Raw genomic sequence first — 15,682 nt, forward strand, 5'->3', positions numbered from 1 at the left:
CTTTACCGAAATGTGGGAGCGTTTTAGTTACTACGGAATGCGTGCCCTACTCATCCTGTACCTGGTGAAAGCCCTTCATTATTCAGACAGAACCGCCGGTCTAATTTATGGTAGCTATACCGGCCTTGTTTATCTCACTCCGCTTTTTGGAGGGTATTTGGCGGATAAGTATTTGGGATATTCTAAAAGCATTATCCTGGGTGGGATTCTAATGATCTGCGGTCACCTGTCCCTGGCCATGGATACAATCCCTACTTTCTTTTTAGGGCTCAGCCTACTCGTTCTGGGTAATGGCTTTTTTAAACCAAATATTTCTACACTACTCGGTTATCAATACAGGCATGTGCCTGAAAAAAAAGATTCCGCTTTTACCATTTTTTATATGGGAATTAACCTCGGTGCTGCCATAGGTCCCATACTCTGCGGCTACCTTGGAGAAACATTTGGCTGGCATTATGGTTTCGGAGTTGCAGCTTTCGGAATGTTACTCGGTCTTTTGCAATTCATGTACGGACTCTCATCTTTAGAAGAGCCACCTACTCTTTCAGTAAAGTCTGATACAGAAAAACTTCCCCTGCAAGAAAAAGAAAAAAAACATATTATTGTAATTTGTATCCTCGCATTTTTTAGTATCTTCTTCTGGTTTGCTTATGAACAGGCCGGCTCCTCTATTAGTCTTTTTATAGATAGGCATATAGATAGAAATGTATTGGGTTATAACATTCCCGCTTCCATATTCCAATCTATAAATCCCATATTAATACTACTCTTAGCACCTCTCTTTTCTTATACATGGAATTCCTTAAGGACTCAAAATAAAGAACCGGATACCCTGAGTAAACTTAGCCTGGGAATGCTTCTATTAGGACTTGGTTTTGTTGTATTGGTTTATGGTGCAAGCGAACTGAACCCCAGCACAACTAAAGTAAATATCATCTGGGTCTTACTCATGATTTTTTTACATACTCTTGGTGAGCTTTCCTTTTCACCTGTGGGACTTTCTATGGTATCCAAGATGGCTCCGATTCAATATGCTTCTCTTCTCATGGGGATCTGGTTTTTATCTTCAGCAATAGCTCATTATTCAGCCGGGATACTCTCCGGTTATATGAAAGAGTTCGGTTCACCTTCCACTTTTTTTACTATATTCATTATTAGCTCTTTTTTTATGACAGGTCTCATCTATCTACTCAGTCCGGGATTGAGGAAAATGATGAAATAGTTTTAAACGTTTAAGGAGAAATTCAATGGGCTTAGAAAATGTTTATATACCGGATAAAGAAGCTTTGAAAGCAAAACTGAAAGTATTCTTAGAAGCTTATATGACAACCAAAATTCTGGATATGGAAGATGGTGCTTTTATTATGTATATACGCTTATCCCATAATAAAAACAAAACTATAAAAGAAAAATTTATTAATTATAAATTACTACGAATACAGGAAAGGCTTTTCGAAAATCCGCATATTCCTATAAGTCCAGAAAATGCAATTATCTGCAATTTTCTGATTGATGAACTTTATAAATATGTATCTAAAAGTATAAAAAAATAAATCGAATTCGGGATGTTGAAAATCCCGAATCCCTTCCTCTATTCTCAGGCTTTGTAAATAGCCAAAAACGTTTCTGTTTGGTTTACATTCGCACCACAAATATTTTCGCTAAATGTACCGAAACCCATCACCCCTGTATTCGGTAAGTTCTCGCTATACAATTTAGCAATTTTCTCCTTCTCATCCATAGCATTTCTGGCAAGATAACAGAGTACGCAATCAAAGGAAATGTAAATGATAGGCTCTAAACTCTTCAGACTTTGTAATTGCGACTTCCTATCCGCTTCCTGTGATTTGGCTGAATAAATATTCAATTCGGTACCTTCCACCAGGTCATTATAGGTCAGAAGACCACCCTTTCCATCATCCTTCATAATACTTGTAATCAGCTTTTCACCATCACCGGGCTCAATTCCGAGAGTATACCTGGCAAAAAGAGAAGCCGAGAGATTATCTTTTGTTTCTCCAACGCTCGAAAGGTACTCATCAAGAGCCGGCTTTCCGTTCAATTCCCGGATATGTCTCGGATTCTCCAGGGCAGTAACTTTCAAACTGCCTTTTACCTGCTCAAAACTGGAAATCCTATCGATTACCATTTTGTAGTCTTTTTTTAGGCGTATAATAGCAGAAGCCCCTATCTTACCCTTCATTCCATTTGTCATAACTTCGGAATGAATAAAATCTAATTTCCCTCCGGAACTTCCTCCTACCGTTTGTAAAAATAAACTAATCTCCGATTGAGCTTCGAGTACAGGATTTGCGGAAGCTAAACCGTATAATAAGTTTATTACAAACTCTCGCTCCATATCCGGTGAGTTTCTATCAATCCCGGAATTTTTCAGAGACGATAAATATTTTTCTTTTACATCCTTTTTAATTTCTCCATAATTTTTTTCAGGGGAAAGATCATAATGTATAATATCTATAGAATCAAAAATCTCTTTCGGAAATCCGAGAGCAACAAAAGAATCCTCTTCCAGATGATAGGAATCTCCAAGAAATCTACCCGTATCAGAGCAGGCTATAAACGGAATTTTTGAGTCATTCAATGTAGAAAAGATCCCATTTGCATCACTATCGGGACCATAAAATGCAATGATAAGACCCGGATTCGTTTCCATAATTTTTTGTAAATCAAGTGCAGCTTTAGAATACACAGTTTTTACTATTGGCATTAGATTAAGTCTCCAGGTTATTAATAATATTTTTAACTTTTGCAACTACCTCTGGTGGGTCGTTGCTCTCATTTGTAAAATTTGCAAGGTTGATACCGCTACAGGAAATCTTGATGCGAATGGCCCTGATTTTGGCCTTGCCACTCAGGTTGGCTTCGCTGATTCCCTTAGAAGTATAAAAATTGCGCAATAAAGTTTGAACTTCTCCAGGCATAGTTCCTCCATTTATTCAATGATATATATTTTGATTTATAGATGCAAATCAAATTTCTGAATTCTCTTTCTTTTATATTTTGGTATTATTAGTTGACTGATAAACTGTTTTGAAGAAGATGGATCATTCTATAGGAAAATTATGCCTGCCTGATGGTTTTTAGGAGTATGTATAGATGAGAAATTATGAGATGACTGCGCTTTTACGAGATAGTGCCAGCGAGATTGAAGAAGGGAAAAGTGCTATTAAAGAAATTTTATCTAAAAATTCAGCAGAAGTAACCGCTGAAGAAGATTGGGGACAAAAAAGACTCTGGCACAAAGTTGGTCATGAAGAATATGCGTTTTTTGCTTATCTAAAGTTTAACGCAGAACCTTCCAGTATAGCCAAAATCGAACACGAATGTAAGATTAACCAGAAAATCCTGAGAGTCATGATAGCCAGGGTTTAAGTTTTCACAATGCCAAATGAAATAAACAAAGTTATTCTCATTGGGCGGATGACCCGCGATCCCGAGTTTAAAGTAATCAATCAATCGGGTGTGGCTAATTTTAGCATAGCCAATAATAGAACCTATGTAAGTAACGGAGAAAAAAAGGATGAAGTCCATTTTTTCGATTGTGAAGCCTGGGGAAAGTTGGCTGATATTTTAAAGCAATATGCAAAAAAAGGCACGAAGGTAGCCATAGAAGGCAGGCTCAAACAATCTACCTGGGAAACACCGGATGGAAAAAAAGCCAGTAAAGTCAGGATTTTTGTAGAAACCTTTCAATTTCTGGGTTCTTCCCAATCTGGTGGACAAAATTCTGCTGAAAACAATTCGGGTTCATCTTACAGCAATCAACAGACATCATATGATATGCCTCCGGATAGTATGTATGCTGAAGATGAAGATGATATTTTTTAGAAATAATTTTATAAGGATTTAGTAATGTCAGACGAAATGAATCTTGATGATAAAGATGATAGGGGAATGGATGAAGAACGCGGTTACCGCGGGAAAGACATGGATGGAAAGGGATTTAAGAAAAACTCCAAGTACAAAAGAAAGGTTTGTAAATTCACAGCCGATAAATCCCTGGCAGAAGCACTCGATTATAAAAGAGTTGATATATTAGAAAAATTTATTACCAATAGGGGTAAAATCCTTCCGAGACGAATCACCGGTACTTCAGCCAAGTGGCAGAGAAGACTATCCCGTGAGATTAAAAAAGCCAGAAGTGCTGGATTACTCCCCTTCAAAGTACAATAAAACGGAGACACAATGAAAGTAGTTTTATTTAAAGATGTACCCAACCTTGGGGATGCAGGTGATATTAAAGAAGTTGCAAACGGTTACGCAAGAAATTATCTTTTTCCAAAAAAGCTGGCTGTAAGAGCAGATGAAGGAAACACAAAAACAGCAGTTCATCAGAAGAAATTAGCTGAACTAAAAAAAGAAAAGCGTAAGAAAGAAATGAAGAGTATCGCATCTTCTCTTGAAGGAAAAGTAATCGAGATTCCTGTAAAAACAGGAGCTAATGATAAACTTTTTGGTTCAGTAACTGCAATCGATGTAGCAAAAGCAGTCAGTGCACAGGGTGTTGAAATTGAAAAAAGAAAAATAGAAATTCCTGAACACATTAAAGCTCTGGGTGATTATAAAATTAAAATCAAACTGGCTGATGGAATTCTTGCAAATGTTGTCTTAAAAGTTGTTAAAGAAGGTGGAAGCAGCGAAGAGTAATATCTTCCATTACTAAATTCCTGATGAGTGTGGAGCAATTATATGATCCCGAGTCCGAAAAGACTCTTCTTGGCTCCATATTCATCAAAGGTGCTGGTGTTGTAAATGATCTGGGACTACTCCCCGATGATTTTTTCATAGAACTTCACCGTTCGATTTATTCCTCTATTATTGAGCTTTTAGACATTAACCTTCAGGTTGATCCCATTGCTGTAATCAACAATCTGAAAGATAAGGGCAAACTCAAGAACGAATCTCGGGAAGTGGAATACATCCTTACCCTGTTTCGCGACACGGTTGCCGTCCAGCCCATTCATTACTACGCAAAAAGGATAAAAAAGTTCTCTGATAGAAGAAAGTATATCCAAATTCTTCAAAACTCCATAGAAACCCTGCATCAGGAATTGGAAGAAAACGAAATACTTTTTACCAGTATAGAAACCAAGCTTTCTAATATTTCTCGCTCCGTTCAAAGTCGGGGTCTTCGTTCGGTAAAAGACAGTAAACTAGAATTAATCGATTATGTAAAAACCATGTTTGAAACGCGGGGAGGAATCTCCGGTCAAAAAACACATTTTACTTCCTTTGATGAAATGACTACCGGTTTAAAACCCCATGAATTGATCATTCTCGCAGCCCGACCCGGTTATGGAAAAACCACCTTTGCTCTGAATATAGCATCCAATGTGGCTTTAAAAGAACAAAAAACAGTAGCCCTGTTTTCTCTTGAGATGAGCAGTATAGAACTTCTTATCAAAATGGTATGCTCAGACGCCCGAATCGACTCTTCTGCCCTTAAATCCGGTATGGTCCATCCTTCCGACAGAGAAAAGCTATTAAAATCAATTATTAATGTAACTTCCGCCTCTATTTACATTGATGATACCGGAACTCTCTCCATCTGGGAATTTAAAGCGAGGATTCGACAATTGCTTTCTTCAGGAGTTCAGCCTTCCCTGATTGTCGTTGACTACCTGCAGCTAATGAGTGATCCTACTGTCCGGGAAGGTAGACAACAGGAAGTAGCCTCTATTTCAAGAAATCTAAAACAAATGGCCAGAGAAGCCAATTGTCCGGTAATAGCCCTATCTCAGATGTCAAGGGCGATAGAATCCAGAACCAAAGATCAAAGACCCCAACTTTCCGACCTACGAGAATCGGGAGCCATAGAACAGGATGCGGACATCGTTCTATTCATATACCGAGAAGATAAAGTGAAATCTCCCGATGAGCTTAACCCCGACATGATTAACAAAGCTGAAATTATTATTGCTAAAAACCGGGCAGGTCAGACAGGTCAATTTCACTTGCTATTTTCACCTCAATATAGTAAATTCGACAATATTTAATTTTACTAATCTATATCCCAATCATCTCTAAGGTAATCTTTAAAATTTTCATCCTCCGCATGACTGATGCTAATTTTACTTCTATCGATATACTCTTCTGCTATCTCGGATATATTGGAATTCCTGAATTTTTTAAATCTATAGATGTCGATAGGATTTTCTTTTCCTTTGAGTTTAAAAGAACCCAGATGGTCTGCTTCAATGAAATCATTTACCAGGTTATAAAATTCCCGGCTAAAAGTTACCTTACCCGGTGCAGAAGTCTCTAAGGACTCAATTCTTGCAGCCTCGTTTACCGGTGCTCCCATAATTGTATAATCAAAACGCAGAGGAGTTCCAAAAATTCCGGCCAGAACTTCTCCACAATGAAGAACAAATCTTTGCTGAAATATAAACAGATCCTCAAATCCTTCTTGTTTCATAGACTCATTATATTTCAAAGTCATGCGGTTTGCAAATACGGTAGCCAGTATAGCCCTTCTGGCAATAAAAATCGGATCGGGTGCATCAATCGGGACTCCCCAGGCTGCCATCACTGCATCTCCGATATACTTATCCACAACACCACCAAATTTTAATACGGAACGGGAGGAAAGACCCAGGTAAAAATTTATGTACTTAACATAGTTCTCCGTCAATTTTTCGAGCTTTACAAGTTCATCAATGTATTCTGGCGATTCCCTATGATTTTTATATTTCTCAAAAATCTCCTTTCCTCTGGACATCAGTACGTCAGCCGTCCGGGTGGAACCTTTTAAATCCGAAAACATGATAATCGCATATTTCTGTTGAGGCTGAGAAAGTTTCTTAGGATCATGAGCAGAGAGAATGAATTTACTCTGATCCTCTCCTATCATCGGGATTAAGACATTCATAATCTTTTCCCTGAGTTGAACTTCTTCTAACATCTCCCGGTTAAAAATTAAAAAATCATCGATCTCATCCGCAGCCTGTAAAGCTAAGTGAATGGTATTATGCCCTGGTTTCTCATCGAACTGGACTAAAAAAGCACCGGCTAATTTTCCCGATTCCCGGAGAAATAATTCAACTGCAAGATAATAGCCTCCTCCTTCTCTTCTCTCAATGATATACTTGGTATTATTTAAGATGCACTTTTTGGCAATTTTTTGAAGGCCCGCTAAATCCTGTATTTCAAAAGAATCCGGAAACCTTGCCTGAGGCTCCAAGTCTTCCGAGTTTAACTCTGAAGCATCCTTTGAAATATTGTCTTTCAATAAGAAAAGAATCCCACATTTAGACCGAAGTCTTTCTTTAATTTCTTGAATTAACATGCCCTGCTTTTCAGTTCTGGATTTTATACTCGATTCCTTGATTCGATTCAGAGCCATTATCAGCTGATCTTTTTCTCGATTAAATTTATGTATATTGAAACTGTTAATACCGGTATCCAAAACCCTGCAAAAGGCAGAGAGATAACCCTTTTCAAAGGGACCCGGTTCCGGCCCATAGGCATTCACAAAACCTTTATAGGAGGAATCTCCTGTATGACAGATTAACTCATGCTGAATCTTATTTGCTTCCGGAGGAGGTTCCGAGAGTATCGAACCGTCTGTTGCAATACAAAATGTCCACTTACGGGAAAGGTAATCCTGATAATTGAATTCCAATGCACTGATTTGTCTTATAGGAATCAACTGCTCTTGTGAGGTCTTTCTATAAAAAACTTTTGTGATTTCTATAATAGTTTCGCTCAACTTCTTCCCTTCCACCGAATTCAGTATGCTCAGATCGAGTGCCTCATCGAGCTGAGAAATCAGTTCATTTACTGAAGCCTGGTAAGCAAATTGAAGGCGTAATTCATAGTCCAGGCTTTCGTTACATATTATCTCTTTTTCTTTTTGTATAATTTCTGGTGGATTCATTTTGCACTCCCGAATATAACCATTTTTTTATAGGAGGAAGAAATAAGACAGAGAAAATGCTGAGCTCCATTGAAAATTTTTTCCATTTATAGTTATTTATAAAACCTATCATATTATAGATATAATTTATTTTACAAATAAGCAGAAATATCGTATAATAAATATAAATTAAAGCAAGAGGAGAATAAAATCCATGATAAGAATCGGTGATAAAATTCCGGAATTTAAAGTACAGGCCTACCATAATGGTGAGTTCAAGAGTGTTTCAGATAAAGATGTTCTGGGTAAATGGGCTATCTTTTTATTTTATCCGGCAGACTTTACTTTTGTTTGTCCTACTGAACTTGGTGATATGGCTGATGAATACTCTGAGTTACAAAAGTTAGGTGTGGAAGTTTACTCAGTTTCTACTGACACCCACTTTGTTCATAAGGCCTGGCATGATACCAGTGATACAATTAAGAAAATCAAGTTTCCGATGTTAGCCGACCCTACAGGAAAACTGACCAGGGGCTTCGGAATCATGATTGAAGAAGAGGGAATCGCAATGCGGGGAACTTTCCTGGTAAATCCGGAAGGTATGGTAAAAGTTCTGGAAGTGACAGACGGTGGAATCGGAAGAGATGCTTCTGAAATGGTAAAAAAAGTTCAAGCAGCTCAATATGTTGCCGGTCATGCAGGTGAAGTTTGTCCTGCCAAATGGAAGCCCGGAAATAAAACTTTAAAACCGGGTTTGGATCTTGTAGGAAAAATCTAATATACCACAAAACCCGGGTATTTAAGCCCGGGCTTTTTTAGGAGGATGAGATGCTGGATAAAGAATTATTAGACCAAATTGCTACTTATATGGAAAAGTTGGATGCGGAGGTGACACTTCGTGTTTGCAACAAGACACACGAGAAAAAATCTGACTTACTCGAGATGTTAAGAGGAATCGTTTCTACATCCGATAAATTAAGTTTGAGTGAGGAAGATCTTCCTTACAGAAGTGGTGTAAGTTTTGATATTTGTAAAGAGGGAAAGCCAAGCGGAATTATTTTTAGCGGTATCCCCGGAGGACATGAGTTTAGTTCGCTTATACTTGCCATTTTGCAGGTGGGAGGAGTTCCTTTAAAACTCGATGAAGGGCTCCAAAAGATGATAAAGAACTACAAAAAGAAAATGCAGTTCGAAACGATTGTATCCCTGGAATGTCATAACTGTCCGGAAGTAGTTCAGGCTCTGAACCAGATCTGTCTATTGAATGAAAATGTAAGTCATGAAATGATAGATGGAGGTCTTTTTCCGGAAGTAGTAGCAGAGCGAAAAGTCATGGGGGTTCCGACAATATTCAAAAATGGAGATACATTTTCCAGCGGTAAAATGGAAATATCCGATATATTAGAAAAAATAAATATAACTTTAAGTCCGGAGTCCAGGCAAAGTGTTTCGCAAGAATTTGAAAATAAAATATATGATGTACTGATTATAGGTGGAGGCCCAGCAGGAGTAAGTTCAGCTATCTATTCGGCAAGAAAAGGACTTGAGGTTTTAATGATTGTAGACCGGATAGGCGGCCAGGTAAAAGATACTATAGGAATTGAAAATATGATTTCCGTAGTAAGTACAAGCGGACCGGAACTTGCAGATTCTTTAGAGAAGCATTTAAATCATTATAATATTCCCATACGCAAAAATATCAAAGTAAAAGCCATTCAAAAAGGAGAAATCAAACAAACAGAACTTACTACAGGTGAAGTTATCCGGAGTCGAGCTATTATTATTGCTACGGGAGCAAGGTGGAGAGAACTCGGAATTCCCGGAGAGAAAGAAAACATAGGAAAAGGTGTAGCTTATTGTCCGCACTGTGACGGTCCTTTCTTTAAAGGAAAAGATGTGGTAGTAGTTGGAGGCGGGAACTCCGGAATCGAAGCTGCCCTCGATTTAAGCGGGATCGTTAAATCGGTCACGGTACTGGAATTTTTACCTGAACTAAAAGCCGATAAGGTTCTGGTAGAAAAAGCAGAGCAAACACCAAATATAAGAATTTTAACTCAAATCCAATCGAAAGAAGTGTTGACTGAAAATGGAAAAGTTACAGGCCTACAGTATATAGATAGAAGCTCCGGAAAGGAAGCCATTCTTCCCAGCGATGGAATCTTTATTCAAATTGGACTTCTTCCGAATAGTGGTTTTGCAAAAGAAATACTTGAAACAAATAAATTCGGAGAAATTATAGTCGATGATAAATGTAGAACCAGTGAATCCGGTATATTTGCCTGCGGAGATGTCACAACTGTCCCCTATAAACAAATTATTATTTCTATGGGAGAAGGTGCGAAAGCTGCTTTATCCGCATTTGAATATGTACTTATGAACTCCAAACAACAGGCTTAATTGGATTTACAAATATTAGAGCCTATTTATATTTATCTGAATAGGCTTAAAAAGGATTTTTATGACTCTTGTTCAGTTGAAATATGCAGTAGTTTTAGATAAGATAAAAAACTTTGCCCAGGCAGCTCAAGTACTTTATATTGCACAACCAACTCTGAGTTTGCAGATACAAAAGTTAGAGAAAGAATTAGGCATACAAATCTTTGATAGGACTACAAACCCTATTTCTGTTACAGCAGAGGGAAAAGAATTAATCAAACAGGCAAAAATTGTTTTACAGGAAGCAGAAAAATTAGAGTACATGTTCAAGGAAGGTAATGGAGTTTTATCAGGAGAAATTCAGCTTGGGATTATCCCTACCATCTCCAGTTCTTTACTGGTAAAGCTTCTTCCTGTTCTACAGGAAAAGTATACCAATTTAAAAGTAAAAATATACGAATTACCCACTGCCCAGATTATACAGAAACTTGAAAGTAAGGAACTCGATATTGGAATTTTAGCAACACCCTTGCATAATAAAAAAATAATAGAAAAACCTATTTACTACGAGCCTTTTTTAATCTATTTGCCTCCTTCTTTTAAAACCAAAAAAGATAAGATTTCTCTCGAAGAACTTGAAGGTTATGAGATGATTTTATTGGGAGATGAACATTGTTTTCGGGGACAAACTTTAAAACTATGTCGACAATCCGGTTTTGGTAATATAGAAGCCGGAAGTTTTGAAACCATAAAAAAGCTGGTAGATAAAGATCTGGGTGTAACCTTACTTCCCTTTTTTGAAGAGGTAAACTTTCAAGAAAGGCTCAGAGAAATCAAAGGAAATATTCCGGCAAGAGAAGTAAGCTTTGTTACCAGCCAATTTTTCTATAAAAATGAAGTTTTACAGGCTCTAAAAAAGGAAATTTTACAGATCATTCCGAAAGAATACCATTCCGGGAGAAGCTTTCAGATTATTGGAGTGGATTCAGTCTGAAATCCTTAGGTCCTATATTTAAAAAACCGGTTTCAAATAAAGGAGAAAAGTAAATTTTAAAAAAAAACTAAAAAATAAAATTTTTTCTATGAGCTTAAACTCCTATCCTTCAAAGTGGAAAGAAGAGAAACATAAATGGAGGTTGTATTAGATGAGTTATAAAGATTGGAGAAATAAAGCAGTAAGCCCGGAAGAGGCAATGAAGCACTTAAAAAGCAATGATAGAATTTTTGTCCACGGGGCTTCTGCTACTCCTACTCCGCTCCTCGATGCAATGGTAAAACGAACTGATTTAGAGAATGTCAAATTATACCACTTACATCTTGCGGGTGAGATAAAGTTTGTAGAACCACAGTATACAAAAAACTTTTATTCCGTGTCCCTGTTTACCGGGCCTGCCATGAGAAAACCGATCCAGGAAGGTAGAGCAGACTTCATGCCTATTTTTCTTTCGGCAATTCCCCGTCTTTTCATTTCCGGCCAGATCCCTCTTGATGTAGCTTTCCTTCAGCTATCCCCTCCGGATAAGCACGGAAACTGTACCTTAGGAACATCGATTGATACGGCTAAAGCTGCGGCTGATACAGCAAAAATCATTATTGCTGAAATCAATGAGCAAATGCCCAGAACACACGGAAACAGCGTAGTTCAGTTTGATAAAATAACCGCATTCATTCATACGAATCGTCCTATTCTGGAACATCCTCCGGCAGAAGAAACAGATGTGGAGGCCAGTATAGGTCAAATTGTAGCTGATCTTGTGGAAGATGGTTCTACCCTTCAAATGGGTATCGGTGGAATTCCGGATGCGGTTCTAAGTCGTTTAAAAAACAAAGTAGATCTCGGAATTCATACTGAAATGTTTTCTGACAGGGTCGTGGATCTGTATGAAGCCGGTGCTATTACTAACCGTTTGAAAAAAGTTCACCCCTCTCGGATTGTTACCAGCTTTGCTGCCGGAACTCGGAAGTTACTTGATTTTATCGATGATAATCCGGGTGTTGAATTTCACCCCTGCGACAGAACAAATGATACCCATATCATTCGTGAAAACGATAAGGTGGTGGCCATTAACTCGGCAATCGAAGTAGACTTAACCGGTCAGGTCTGTGCGGATTCTATCGGACACAGGATTTTTTCCGGAATTGGCGGTCAGATGGACTTTATCCGTGGAGCCGCTCTTTCAAAAGGAGGAAAACCTATCCTGGCTCTTCCGGCAACAGCAGCCGGTGGAAAAGTATCCCGCATTGTTCCTGAGTTAAATGCAGGTGCCGGTGTTGTAACAACAAGAGGTCACGTTCACTGGCTTGTAACTGAATTTGGTGCGGTGAATCTTTTTGGAAAAACCCTGCGTGAAAGAGCTGAAGCCCTTATTTCCATCGCTCACCCCGACTTCAGAGCTGAACTCAAAAAGAAAGTAAACGGAATCAGGTATTTTAACCTGTAGATTTTCTTAACCACAGCCTTTTCCATGAGGGGCTGTCTAAAAAGCCCCTCATTACCGAAGAGTCTTTTATGTTAAATAAACGAATCTTAAATATAAACGGGATTCATACTGAAATCTATCAAACAAAACCCGAACCGGAAGTGAAATACCATATCGTTATTCTACCTGGTAATCCGGGAATTGCACTTTACTACCAAAACCTTACTCGTAGTATTTCACAAAATACGAATCTATCTTTGAATATTAGTATTATAAGTTATGCGAATTTTACAGAATCAAAACCGACCCGTTTATACAGTATTCAAGAAGAAGCAGACCATAAAATTGCTTGCTTACAACACCTAAAAAAAGAAAGTTTATACGATGCTAAATTTATTCTGATAGGTCACAGTATCGGGGCCTGGATTTGCTATAAAATCTTACAGGTACCGGAACTATATACTTCTATTGAAAAAGCATTTTTACTCTTTCCCTTTTTAGCGCAACATAATAAGTTATCACAACAAAAATATGTTCGTCTCATTTCTCAAAATTATATTTTAAGTTCATTTACAAAGTTTTGTTTTACCTGTTTACAGACAATTCCTGCAAATTGGAAAAAGAACCTTCTCTCCCCTATTTTAAAAGATTTTGATGAAGAGTCTAAAGTTCATACGATAAATTTTTTCACAAAATTCCCGCACATAATAAAGAGCGTATTGTATATGGCTAAAACAGAATTTGAATCTCTGAGTTCAGATTTGGATTTGGATTTTATTAAAACGAAAGCTTCCAAGTTACAGTTTATTTATAATGAAACCGATCACTGGGCTCCTCTTGAACAGGCAAATATAATTAAAACACAAATACCTGATGCTCAAGTAGAGATTTTGCAAGGTGTAGATCATGCTTTTTGTGTATATGAAAAAGATAGTGAGTTAATCGGAAAATGGATTGCCGGATATATAGACAACTTAAAGTAAATGTAGCATGATTTATTCAATTTTTTTTATGTAGATTATGTTTGCAAGCAAAACATAGTTATCTTGCTTGCAATTATTTCTTTAAAGTGATAAGGCAATTCTACTTAAGCTCCCATTGAATTGTAAAAGCTCCTCTCAACTCTTCTAATTGATAGCCGGTAGCCTTATCTTCCGGATATAAGTCCTGAATTTTTTTCAAAACATCGGGCTTTATCGATTCTACAGTTCCGTGGCATTGCAAGCAAAGTGCATTATTAATCTTAATAGGTTGCATTAATCTGAATACTTTGCTATCAGAAAAAGTGGCAATAAACGGAGAATTACCGGCAGCAATCGCTTTATTCCACTCTGTAAAAATCGTTTTCTCCCAGGCATCCGGCGAATGTTCCGGGTTACGATTCTTTTCACTAACCCGCTTTATTTTCACATTATATTTTTTTGAGAACTCTGCCTCTATTTCAGGAGAAGCCGTTTTACAGGTTTCAATTGCTGAAACAATACCACCTTTTTCAATGCTTTCTTTTAAACGCTTTTGCAAATCTGCCTGCAATTCAGAAAAGATAGATGAGGAAGCTTCTTTTAACTTTGCTGTATCGGGATTGGAGCCTTTACAAAAAAAAAGGCTCGTTGTAAGTACGAGCCAGATAAGGATATTTAACCAATGAAACATTGCATTACCTCGGCATCATTCCGATGCCACCACCATTCACCACATCACGAAAACCCTGAGCCATGAGAATGGATCTTGCGCTGTAGCTTCTGGCACCGGAAAGACAGTAAACCACGATGGGTCTTGTTTTATCCCCTAACTCATTAATCCGGCGACCTATCTGATCGAGAGGAATATTAATCGCACCGGGATAATGTCCGGAAGAATACTCACCCGGAGTCCTTACGTCAAGAATCAGGGCTCCTTCTTCTATTTTAGCTTTTACCAGTCTTTGGTCTACCATAAGTCGTGCTCCTATAAATTTAAAAACGAGTACAGCCAGAACGAGGCCGAGCAGTACCAGAGTAATTATGTTCATTCACCCTCCATACTCTATATACCATATAGGGTATGGTATTATAAACTGTCAAGCTTTTTTAGAAAAAATTCTCTAATTCCCAAAAAGCCTACAAACCTTACCAGTATTTCTCTCCTTTTCCTAAATACTTAATTTTCTCAAAAGGGCCTGTGGGAAAAAAATACACTTCCATCAGGGGTTTTGTCTTGTTTGTATTAATAGAGTGGTGCATGGAATAAGAAGGAGGATATATATAACTATCTTTTACAATTTCCTTATATTCTCCTTTTGCAATATGTGTTTTTCCTTCTCCATCGGAAAAAATAACAATCTGTGTTGGTTTATGAAAATGACTATCTACATCATGACCGGGATCGATTTTTGTAATCCCCATAACCATTGAATCGTTATCAATAATGGTTTTCCAGGCAAGTGGTGTGGGTAAAGCATTTAAGGGAAGTTTCCCGGCCCAGTTTTCCCAGGGTACATCTTTTTCTTTTAAAATTTGAATTTGATTCCCCTGCGTATCCTGAATATCAGCAGAAGGTGAAGAGAATTCTAAATCCTTAAAATAGCCGGTAGGAAAAAAGAAGAGAACTTTTGCGACTTCTTTGGTCGAGTTGCTCAGCTTGCTTACAGTCCTTGCCGGAATGAACATCGAATCACCCTTGCTTAACTCAGTTAATTTATTTTTGGATAAGGTATTGAGCTTACCTTCGTATATATAAACGGCTTTATTTACCTTATGAAAGTGTAGAGGTATCTCTTCGCCTTTTTTTAGTAGAAAGAGCGCCACGCTGATTTCATTTTTATCCAAAAGCAATTTATAATCCGCTTTGGATTTATTGTAGAATACCAGAGATTGAACATTTACATCGTTCATGTGCATCCTTTCAACCGGGTTTTCATCCGGACGGGATGGAATCGCTTCCGTACTCTTACATTCAGACAATAATAAAAGAGGAATGCTGAAAAATACAAAGCTTAATACAAGTTTTAATTTATTCATAAAAAACC

Annotated in this window: 18 protein-coding genes; 12 read left to right on the plus strand and 6 right to left on the minus strand. The window is 37.7% G+C overall.

Annotated elements, in window-relative coordinates; genetic code table 11:
• The first annotated feature begins 10 nt into the window (after positions 1 to 10).
• A complete protein-coding gene (locus H7A25_26285) occupies positions 11 to 1,222 on the plus strand; it encodes a peptide MFS transporter (GenBank protein ID MCP5503436.1) in 1,212 nt (403 codons plus the stop codon).
• A gap of 25 nt (positions 1,223 to 1,247) precedes the next feature.
• Positions 1,248 to 1,553, plus strand: coding sequence for a hypothetical protein (locus tag H7A25_26290; GenBank protein MCP5503437.1), 306 nt, complete (start codon positions 1,248 to 1,250; stop codon positions 1,551 to 1,553).
• Between the two features lie 44 nt (positions 1,554 to 1,597).
• On the opposite strand, the gene H7A25_26295 is transcribed toward H7A25_26290, so the two are convergent.
• Positions 1,598 to 2,728 carry an FIST C-terminal domain-containing protein gene (locus H7A25_26295; GenBank protein ID MCP5503438.1) on the minus strand — a complete coding sequence of 377 codons (1,131 nt, stop codon included), beginning with the start codon at positions 2,726 to 2,728 and terminating at the stop codon, positions 1,598 to 1,600.
• A gap of 4 nt (positions 2,729 to 2,732) precedes the next feature.
• Positions 2,733 to 2,942 (minus strand): hypothetical protein, encoded by a 210-nt coding sequence (locus H7A25_26300; protein MCP5503439.1) that lies wholly within the window; start codon positions 2,940 to 2,942, stop codon positions 2,733 to 2,735.
• Between the two features lie 175 nt (positions 2,943 to 3,117).
• On the opposite strand from H7A25_26300, the gene H7A25_26305 reads away from it, so the two are divergent.
• Genes H7A25_26305 through dnaB form a run of 5 tightly spaced genes read left to right on the plus strand, consistent with a single transcriptional unit; the run spans position 3,118 to position 6,017 of the window.
• Positions 3,118 to 3,393, plus strand: a complete 276-nt coding sequence (locus H7A25_26305; protein MCP5503440.1) for a 30S ribosomal protein S6 — start codon at positions 3,118 to 3,120, stop codon at positions 3,391 to 3,393.
• Between the two features lie 9 nt (positions 3,394 to 3,402).
• Positions 3,403 to 3,849, plus strand: a complete 447-nt coding sequence (ssb, locus tag H7A25_26310; GenBank protein MCP5503441.1) for a single-stranded DNA-binding protein — start codon at positions 3,403 to 3,405, stop codon at positions 3,847 to 3,849.
• Between the two features lie 24 nt (positions 3,850 to 3,873).
• Positions 3,874 to 4,194 (plus strand): 30S ribosomal protein S18, encoded by a 321-nt coding sequence (locus H7A25_26315; protein ID MCP5503442.1) that lies wholly within the window; start codon positions 3,874 to 3,876, stop codon positions 4,192 to 4,194.
• A gap of 12 nt (positions 4,195 to 4,206) precedes the next feature.
• A complete protein-coding gene (locus H7A25_26320) occupies positions 4,207 to 4,668 on the plus strand; it encodes a 50S ribosomal protein L9 (GenBank protein ID MCP5503443.1) in 462 nt (153 codons plus the stop codon).
• Positions 4,669 to 4,691: 23 nt separating this feature from the next.
• Positions 4,692 to 6,017 carry a replicative DNA helicase gene (gene dnaB / locus H7A25_26325; GenBank protein ID MCP5503444.1) on the plus strand — a complete coding sequence of 442 codons (1,326 nt, stop codon included), beginning with the start codon at positions 4,692 to 4,694 and terminating at the stop codon, positions 6,015 to 6,017.
• A 5-nt stretch (positions 6,018 to 6,022) separates the two neighbouring features.
• Here the strand turns inward: dnaB and H7A25_26330 are convergent, their stop codons facing one another.
• Positions 6,023 to 7,900, minus strand: coding sequence for an adenylate/guanylate cyclase domain-containing protein (locus H7A25_26330; protein MCP5503445.1), 1,878 nt, complete (start codon positions 7,898 to 7,900; stop codon positions 6,023 to 6,025).
• Positions 7,901 to 8,093: 193 nt separating this feature from the next.
• On the opposite strand from H7A25_26330, the gene ahpC reads away from it, so the two are divergent.
• The 5 genes from ahpC (at position 8,094) to H7A25_26355 (ending at position 13,658) form a co-directional block, all read left to right on the plus strand.
• Positions 8,094 to 8,657 carry a peroxiredoxin gene (gene ahpC, locus H7A25_26335; protein ID MCP5503446.1) on the plus strand — a complete coding sequence of 188 codons (564 nt, stop codon included), beginning with the start codon at positions 8,094 to 8,096 and terminating at the stop codon, positions 8,655 to 8,657.
• A gap of 50 nt (positions 8,658 to 8,707) precedes the next feature.
• A complete protein-coding gene (gene ahpF / locus H7A25_26340; GenBank protein ID MCP5503447.1) occupies positions 8,708 to 10,276 on the plus strand; it encodes an alkyl hydroperoxide reductase subunit F in 1,569 nt (522 codons plus the stop codon).
• Between the two features lie 61 nt (positions 10,277 to 10,337).
• On the plus strand, positions 10,338 to 11,249 hold the full coding sequence (locus tag H7A25_26345; GenBank protein ID MCP5503448.1) for a hydrogen peroxide-inducible genes activator: 912 nt from the start codon (positions 10,338 to 10,340) through the stop codon (positions 11,247 to 11,249).
• Positions 11,250 to 11,400: 151 nt separating this feature from the next.
• Positions 11,401 to 12,696, plus strand: coding sequence for an acetyl-CoA hydrolase/transferase family protein (locus H7A25_26350; protein MCP5503449.1), 1,296 nt, complete (start codon positions 11,401 to 11,403; stop codon positions 12,694 to 12,696).
• Between the two features lie 68 nt (positions 12,697 to 12,764).
• Positions 12,765 to 13,658 (plus strand): hypothetical protein, encoded by an 894-nt coding sequence (locus H7A25_26355; protein ID MCP5503450.1) that lies wholly within the window; start codon positions 12,765 to 12,767, stop codon positions 13,656 to 13,658.
• A gap of 100 nt (positions 13,659 to 13,758) precedes the next feature.
• On the opposite strand, the gene H7A25_26360 is transcribed toward H7A25_26355, so the two are convergent.
• The 3 genes from H7A25_26360 to H7A25_26370 all read right to left on the minus strand — a co-directional run bounded on the left by H7A25_26360 (position 13,759) and on the right by H7A25_26370 (position 15,674).
• Entirely contained in the window at positions 13,759 to 14,328 is a 570-nt protein-coding gene (locus H7A25_26360) for a DUF3365 domain-containing protein (protein ID MCP5503451.1), read from the minus strand.
• A 4-nt stretch (positions 14,329 to 14,332) separates the two neighbouring features.
• Positions 14,333 to 14,686, minus strand: coding sequence for a rhodanese-like domain-containing protein (locus H7A25_26365; GenBank protein MCP5503452.1), 354 nt, complete (start codon positions 14,684 to 14,686; stop codon positions 14,333 to 14,335).
• A gap of 97 nt (positions 14,687 to 14,783) precedes the next feature.
• Positions 14,784 to 15,674: a cupin domain-containing protein gene (locus H7A25_26370; protein MCP5503453.1), complete on the minus strand. Its 891-nt coding sequence runs from the start codon at positions 15,672 to 15,674 to the stop codon at positions 14,784 to 14,786.
• Positions 15,675 to 15,682 lie beyond the last annotated feature (8 nt).

This window comes from Leptospiraceae bacterium (genome assembly GCA_024233835.1).
GTDB lineage: Bacteria > Spirochaetota > Leptospiria > Leptospirales > Leptospiraceae > JACKPC01.

Bases quoted from the DNA above. Each gene is read 5' to 3' on its own strand.
- H7A25_26285 (MCP5503436.1), top strand. From the start codon at position 11: ATGTGGGAGCGTTTTAGTTACTACGGAATGCGTGCCCTACTCATCCTG.
- H7A25_26290 (MCP5503437.1), top strand. From the start codon at position 1,248: ATGGGCTTAGAAAATGTTTATATACCGGATAAAGAAGCTTTGAAAGCA.
- H7A25_26295 (MCP5503438.1), bottom strand. From the start codon at position 2,728: ATGCCAATAGTAAAAACTGTGTATTCTAAAGCTGCACTTGATTTACAA.
- H7A25_26300 (MCP5503439.1), bottom strand. From the start codon at position 2,942: ATGCCTGGAGAAGTTCAAACTTTATTGCGCAATTTTTATACTTCTAAG.
- H7A25_26305 (MCP5503440.1), top strand. From the start codon at position 3,118: ATGAGAAATTATGAGATGACTGCGCTTTTACGAGATAGTGCCAGCGAG.
- ssb (MCP5503441.1), top strand. From the start codon at position 3,403: ATGCCAAATGAAATAAACAAAGTTATTCTCATTGGGCGGATGACCCGC.
- H7A25_26315 (MCP5503442.1), top strand. From the start codon at position 3,874: ATGTCAGACGAAATGAATCTTGATGATAAAGATGATAGGGGAATGGAT.
- H7A25_26320 (MCP5503443.1), top strand. From the start codon at position 4,207: ATGAAAGTAGTTTTATTTAAAGATGTACCCAACCTTGGGGATGCAGGT.
- dnaB (MCP5503444.1), top strand. From the start codon at position 4,692: ATGAGTGTGGAGCAATTATATGATCCCGAGTCCGAAAAGACTCTTCTT.
- H7A25_26330 (MCP5503445.1), bottom strand. From the start codon at position 7,900: ATGAATCCACCAGAAATTATACAAAAAGAAAAAGAGATAATATGTAAC.
- ahpC (MCP5503446.1), top strand. From the start codon at position 8,094: ATGATAAGAATCGGTGATAAAATTCCGGAATTTAAAGTACAGGCCTAC.
- ahpF (MCP5503447.1), top strand. From the start codon at position 8,708: ATGCTGGATAAAGAATTATTAGACCAAATTGCTACTTATATGGAAAAG.
- H7A25_26345 (MCP5503448.1), top strand. From the start codon at position 10,338: ATGACTCTTGTTCAGTTGAAATATGCAGTAGTTTTAGATAAGATAAAA.
- H7A25_26350 (MCP5503449.1), top strand. From the start codon at position 11,401: ATGAGTTATAAAGATTGGAGAAATAAAGCAGTAAGCCCGGAAGAGGCA.
- H7A25_26355 (MCP5503450.1), top strand. From the start codon at position 12,765: ATGTTAAATAAACGAATCTTAAATATAAACGGGATTCATACTGAAATC.
- H7A25_26360 (MCP5503451.1), bottom strand. From the start codon at position 14,328: ATGTTTCATTGGTTAAATATCCTTATCTGGCTCGTACTTACAACGAGC.
- H7A25_26365 (MCP5503452.1), bottom strand. From the start codon at position 14,686: ATGAACATAATTACTCTGGTACTGCTCGGCCTCGTTCTGGCTGTACTC.
- H7A25_26370 (MCP5503453.1), bottom strand. From the start codon at position 15,674: ATGAATAAATTAAAACTTGTATTAAGCTTTGTATTTTTCAGCATTCCT.